We start from the raw sequence: 954 nt of genomic DNA, 5'->3' as shown, positions 1-954 counted from the left end.
GACATAATTGATGGATGGCTTCTCACGAAACCACCAGTGCCCCCGAACTTTTGGCCAGGACCCGTGACGGTGTCCTGCTCTACGGCCTGACCCCGCCGCGGGCGACCACCACCTCAGAACAGGCGGACGCCGTCGCCGAGGCGGCCTTGACCCGGCTCCAGTCAGTGCAGGTCGACGGGCTCCTCCTCTACGACGTGGATGCCGAAGCGGACCGGTCCTCGGCCCCGCGGCCGTTCCCGTTCATGCCGATGATGGATCCGGCCGTCTTCCTCGACCGGCACCTGGCCGGCTGGGCCGGGCCGGTGGTCGTCTACCGCGCCGTGAGCAAGTACACCGGGGACGAGCTGGGCCAGTGGCTGTCGGAGGCCTCCCGCGACCGGGTGCTGACCGTGCTGGTCGGGGCAGCATCCCGGCACCAGGTGGTGCGGACGAGCCTGCCCGAGGCCTACCACCGGCACGCTGGGCTGTCGCGCCCGCCACGCATGGGCGGCGTTGCGATCGCCGAGCGGCACGCGAATACGGGGGCAGAGCACCACCGCATGCTGCGCAAGCAGGATGCGGGCTGCGAGTTCTTCGTCTCCCAGATCTGTTACGACCTGGACCACACTCGGAACCTGCTGTCCGACTACGCCTACGGCTGCCGGGACCAAGGTCTGGACCCGGCGCCGGTCGTGCTGTCCCTCGCGCCGTGCGGCTCGGTGAAGACCCTGGAGTTCATGTCCTGGCTCGGCATCGAGGTCCCCGGCTGGCTGCGGACCGAGATCACCAGGTCCGGCGACCCGCTGACAGCGTCATACGAGCAGTGCGTCGTCATCGCCCGAGTTCTCATCGGGTTCTGCCGCCGGCTCGGCCTGCCGTTCGGGATCAACGTCGAAAGCCTCACCAACCGCAAGGTCGAGATCGACGCGTCGATCGACCTCGCCCGCGAGATCCGCAGCCAGCTGGACTGAAACA

Annotated in this window: 1 protein-coding gene; it reads left to right on the top strand. The window is 68.4% G+C overall.

The window, feature by feature from the left end; genetic code table 11:
- Positions 1-14: 14 nt before the first annotated feature.
- Positions 15-950, top strand: coding sequence for a methylenetetrahydrofolate reductase (locus MXD61_RS05700; protein WP_248811794.1), 936 nt, complete (start codon positions 15-17; stop codon positions 948-950).
- The last annotated feature ends 4 nt before the right edge of the window (positions 951-954 follow it).

It is taken from the genome of Frankia sp. AgPm24 (assembly GCF_023243055.1).
Taxonomy (GTDB): domain Bacteria; phylum Actinomycetota; class Actinomycetes; order Frankiales; family Frankiaceae; genus Frankia; species Frankia umida.
This window is presented reverse-complemented; position numbering and strand designations above follow the sequence as displayed.

Excerpts from the sequence above, each read along its gene's own strand:
- MXD61_RS05700 (WP_248811794.1), top strand. The coding sequence starts at position 15 with ATGGCTTCTCACGAAACCACCAGTGCCCCCGAACTTTTGGCCAGGACC.